Here is a 5,334-nt window from a genome sequence, read left to right as displayed (position 1 = left end):
GCGTATATCGTTTGTTTGGTACTCCTTTTGGCATAGCAAAACACCCCACTTGTTAGATAGTATACCATACTGTCTAACAAATGGGGTGCAGTTCATTTCAATAGAATGCGGTATTAAAAATTGTTTGATTGATATACAGAACGGAGGGAACCAAATCGCACGGCATCTCGTCTAATCAAGTAACAAGAGAAGATACAGCGGCCGTGCGCCGCACCGCTCAAGAAACGAGGTGTCTGTTATGAAAAAACGATTGTTCCCCCTGTTCCTTGCATTTTTACTGCTGCTTTCCGCCTGCGGAGCAAGCGTCGGCAACTCGGCATCGGCGGCAGCCGGTGGCAGCGGCAGTATGCCGGGTGACGCGAACGGCTGGACCGAGGACGCGTCGGCAGATACCGCTGAGAGCGGTGCGGACTTTTCTGCGGTGAGAAAGAATGCCAAGCTGATTTTGAACGCCAATCTGACGCTCGAAACGCAGGATTTCGACAAAGCCTCTGCAGATATTGAGAAGATGGCAGCGGATGCAGGCGGCTACCTTGAATCGAGCAGTCTTTCCGGCGATGCAGGCAGCCGGCATGCAAGCTATGTCCTGCGCATTCCGCAGGAGAAATTTGAGGCGTTTTACGAGCAGCTCGGCAGCAGCGTGCATGTGGTGTACAGCTCGCGTTCGAGCGAGGACGTGACCGAGCAGTATACCGATATCGAAACCCGTCTGGCAACGCTAACCACCAAGCACGAGCGGCTGCTGGCGCTGCTCGATCAGGCGGATAAGATGGAGGATATCATCTCGCTCGAGAACGCGCTGGCCGACTGTGAATACGAGATCGACTCGCTGACCGGCTCTAAGCGGCATTACGATGATCTGGTCGGATTTTCGACCTTCTATGTGGATCTGGAAGAGGTGCAGACGCTGACCGCAACGCCTGAGGGCAGCGGCTTCGGCGCACAGCTCACGCAGGCGGCTAAGACTGGAACACGCGGTCTGGTTGACGCGGTTCGAGCGCTCATCGTCGGTGCGGTGATGTTCTGGCCGGTGATCCTGCTGGCTGCTGCCGGAGGCGGCACTGTTGCGGTCCTGCGCCGTCGGCGCAGGAAGGCGCGTGAAGCCGAGCAGACGGAGATTCCGACAGAAAAAGAAGAACGGTAATACAGGTGCAAAAGGAGCGCAGATGTTTGCAATCTGCGCTCCTTTTGTCTTTCCTTGTGTAGTCATGTTATACCGCATATCAACAGCCAATGCAAGTAGATCCGACTGCGTCGGAAGATATTCCTCTGCCCAAGTGAGGGAATATGCATAATATCATGGGCGCTTATTTGGATAGTTTTTATACTATTATCAAATACATTTGGCTCATTCCTCCAAAGTGTGATATGATTAAATCATTCAGGAGAGAACAAGAAACGGAGAGAAAACCATGAAACGATGGAAAGGGGCGGCATTGCTGCTGCTCTGCACAGTCGTGCTGCTGCGGCTGTTGCAGGGATTGGCACAGCCGGAAAAAGAGAATGCCCATGTGCCGGTGCTCGGCATTGTCACCACGGCGGCAGAGGATGACCGGCGCGAAGCGCAGTCCGAAGCGCTTGTACATGCGGCGGAGGAACATGGCTTCAAAGTGCTGGAAATGCCGGTCGAGCGCACGCAGGAGGCACAGATTGAAGCCGTGCGTGCGCTGATCGTGTATCAGGTGGACGCAATCGCATTTACGCCGCTGGTGGAAAGCGGCTGGGACAACGTGCTGCGCGAAGCAAAATCCGCCTCCGTGCCGCTGCTGTCGATAGACCGCGCGATACGCGGCGTAGATGATGTGCCGCTGCAGCATATAGGATTTGATTATGCGTCGCTCGCCGAGCAGGCGGCGGATGCGCTTCTGCAGCAGCGCATGCCGCGGGACGGTGTACTGGAGCTTTACGGCACGGTAAATGCTTCGGACGCAAGAGAGATTGCACGCGGCTGCCGCGAGGCTCTGGAGGAACAAGGATTGACCGTAACCTACAGCCTGTGCGGCGACGGCATGCGCTCGCGCGGCTGCGAAATACTGGAGGAGATGGAGGACCATCTGGACGAAATCGGATACATTTTCGCCCAGAATGACGCGATGGCGCTCGGTGCGGTGGATTATCTGCACAGCCACGGCCGCAAACCGGGCAAGGATGTGCTGATTTGTGCGTTTGGCGGCGGTGCGGAGCTGCGCGCGCTGCAGAAAAAAGGGGAGGTTGCCGTAATCGGTGCGCTGGATGACACCCAGCTGGCCGAGCTGACCGCAGACGCAGCCCAGCAGATTGCGAAGGCACCGTGGAAGCCCTATATCGCTCTGGCGGACACCGCCGTGCTGACGGAGGAGGGAACAGCCGATGCGTAAATCCCATCACAGTCTGCACGGCTTGCTGCGGCAGTCGCTGCTGCGCAGCGTGGTCTGCATGATTTTACCGGTGTGCGTGCTGGCCGGTCTGCTGGTTGTGCTGACACAGCGCTATGGCGCGGATATTGCATTGACGACCCGTGCCTCCGAGGTCCGCACTGTGCTGGTGCAGGACCTGCCGGATGAGGTGTGGAACGTGGTTTCCGGCCGTATTTCCTTCGAGGATGGACGGCAGCGGATGCTGATCGACAGCGCTCTGTGGGAACTGAACGATATGCTGGACAGTGCCGGAGAGGACGAGGCACAGTATCTCAATGCGGCGCTGCGCGCCATCCGCACGATCGACAGCTACGTTGATCAGCTGGAAACGCAGATGGACGCCGGTGCCGCAGTCAGCCGCAACGAATCGCTGTACCGCGAGATTCACAGCGTCGGCCATCTGGCGGGCAGCATGCTTGACCGCTATATCGAGAATGAGATCGCCCGCATGGGCCGTTTCAACGCCTGCATTCAGCACGGACTGGGTGCGGCAGCGCTTGCACTCATTGCGCTGGTCGGCGTGATGATCTGGCTGACTATTCGGGCATCTGACAATCTGGAAGGTGCGATCGGCGCGTCTTTGCGGCAGCTGGAGCAGTTTGCCAACCGCATTGCCGCCGGTGAGCTGACCGAGCGCGTCCCGCCGACCGAGATCGACGAGCTGCATCTGCTGACACGCGATCTCAATACAATGGCGGAGCAGCTGGGTGCGCTCATTCATGAGCGGGTCGAGCAGGAAAAGACCATCAAAAAAGCTGAACTGCGGGCGCTGCAGGCGCAGATCACGCCGCATTTCATGTACAATACGCTGGAAACCATCGTCTGGCTGGCCGAAGAGGGCCGCAACAGCGAGGTCGTCGAGATGACGATGGCGTTCACCGGCTTTCTGCGCATCTCGCTCAGCCGCGGCGCGGATTACATCACGGTCGAGCGCGAGGAACAGCACGTTGCAAACTATTTGCAGATTCAGTCGGTGCGGTACGGTAGCATCATGCGGTATACGATTGATATTGATCCCGCGCTGCACGAGCGGTATATGCTGAAAATCGTGCTGCAGCCGCTGGTTGAAAACGCGATTTATCACGGTATTAAGCGCAGGCGCGGCAGAGGACAGATTACCGTGACCGGCCGCAGGCAGGCAGGCGGCATGTACTTCGCCGTGGAGGACAACGGCATGGGCATGACACCCGAGCGTCTTGCCGAGGTACGGGCCTCGCTGCAGAACGGCGCACCGCTTGACCCGGACGGCAAGGGCGGCTATGGTCTGCGCAATGTGGAACAGCGTCTGCGGCTGTATTACGGCTGCGGACTGACGATCGAGAGTGAATACCGGCACGGCACACGCATCAGCTTCACCGTACCGGACGAACAGGAGGGGAAAACGCTATGATGCGTGTATTTATTGCGGATGATGAGGAGATCATCCGGGATGGTATCCGCAACTGCATTGAAAAGGAGCAGGAACGCTTTTTGTTTGCAGGTGAAGCGCCGGACGGCGAAATGGCACTGCCTATGCTGATGGAAATGAAGCCGGATGTGCTCATTACGGACATCCGCATGCCGTTTATGGATGGTCTGGAGCTGGCAAAGGTTGTGCGGCGCACCATGCCGTGGCTGCGTATTGTGTTCCTCAGCGGACACGATGAATTTGAGTATGCACAGAAGGCGGTTTCGCTGCACGCGGACGCGTATCTGCTCAAGCCGGTCAGCTCGGCGCAGCTGCTTGAAACGCTTGGACAGGTTGCCGAGCAGATTGAGCAGGAGCAGCAGCAGCTTCGCTCGGAAGGTGCAAACAGCCGCAGCGAACACGAGGAGGACGTGCTGCGTGAGCATTTTCTCAACGACTTGCTCTCGGGCAGCGTGCCGACTGCGGAGGCGGCTGTACAGGGAGAACGCTGGGGGCTGCTGCTGACAGCGAAGCAGTATCTTGTGTGCATCGTGCGCCTGCCGGAAAATGCCGTGCAGGAGCAGGTGCGTGCACTGACCGAGCGTCTGTGCGGTGAGGAAAGCGAGGTCTGCGCCTTTTTCCGCGGCAGCCGCCGGCTGGTGCTCTTGCTGCGCGGAGAGACCGAGGAAGCTGTGCGCGAAACCGCCTACGAGTTCTGTCAGAACCTGCGGCATGAGCTTTGTCAGGTGCTGGGCTGGAACGCGCTGTGCGCGATCGGTGCACCGGTCTCCCGTGTCAGCGCCCTGCCGGAAAGCTACCGCACAGCGAAGGATACACTGCTGCAGGCCTCCGCATGTGCGGAGGACGGTGTATTCGGCAGCACGGACTTTGCCGGTGTGCAGCACGAGTTCGATTTCTCGGCGGGCGGCTCGCTGGCGGACAAGCTGCGGCATGCCGCCCCCGAGGACGTGCCGCGTATTGTCGAGGGCTACTTCGGTGGCTCTGCGGCGCAGGACGTGCAGAGCGTGCTGTACCGATATTATCTGCTGATGAACCTGCTCGTCACGGCCTCTCAGCTGGCTGATGAGGTGCAGGCAGGCAGCATTCCGCCTCCGGAGGATCCGCAGGCGGTGCTCGGTCAGGCGGCGACGCTCGAGGGCACAAAGGCCTGTGCCGCCGAGGTGCTTGGCCGCATGACTCGTCTGTGTTATCGCCATCAGAATGTGCGATACAGCGCGGAGATCAGCCGTGCAAAGGAGTTTATCCGCGAAAATTATGCGGACAGCGGTATTTCGCTGCACATGGTGGCGGCAGAGGTCGGGTTCAGTCCGAACCATTTTTCCACCGTGTTTTCGCAGGAGACCGGTCAGACCTTTGTCGAATATCTGACCGCTGTCCGCATCGAGGCGGCAAAGCATCTGCTGACCAATGGCAACAGCCGCATGAGCGATATTGCGTTTGACGTCGGTTATCAGGATTCGCACTATTTCAGCTATCTGTTCAAAAAGCACGTCGGCGTTTCGCCGCGCGAGTACCGCAGCCGGTCGGAAG

The 5,334-nt window shown here is 58.5% G+C and carries 4 protein-coding genes; all 4 read left to right on the top strand.

Annotated elements, in window-relative coordinates:
* Window positions 1–238 precede the first annotated feature (238 nt).
* Window positions 239–1,144: a DUF4349 domain-containing protein gene (locus C7386_RS12860; protein ID WP_116705700.1), complete on the top strand. Its 906-nt coding sequence runs from the start codon at window positions 239–241 to the stop codon at window positions 1,142–1,144.
* Window positions 1,145–1,412: 268 nt separating this feature from the next.
* A complete protein-coding gene (locus C7386_RS12855) occupies window positions 1,413–2,357 on the top strand; it encodes a substrate-binding domain-containing protein (protein ID WP_116705699.1) in 945 nt (314 codons plus the stop codon).
* Window positions 2,350–3,786: a sensor histidine kinase gene (locus C7386_RS12850; protein WP_116705698.1), complete on the top strand. Its 1,437-nt coding sequence runs from the start codon at window positions 2,350–2,352 to the stop codon at window positions 3,784–3,786. The genes C7386_RS12855 and C7386_RS12850 overlap by 8 nt, the downstream gene beginning before the upstream one ends.
* On the top strand, window positions 3,783–5,334 hold a 1,552-nt coding region (locus C7386_RS12845; protein WP_116705697.1), incomplete at its 3' end, for a response regulator. The genes C7386_RS12850 and C7386_RS12845, both read left to right, overlap by 4 nt.

This window comes from Agathobaculum butyriciproducens (assembly GCA_003096535.1).
GTDB classification, from domain to species: Bacteria; Bacillota; Clostridia; order Oscillospirales; family Butyricicoccaceae; genus Agathobaculum; species Agathobaculum butyriciproducens.
This window is presented reverse-complemented; position numbering and strand designations above follow the sequence as displayed.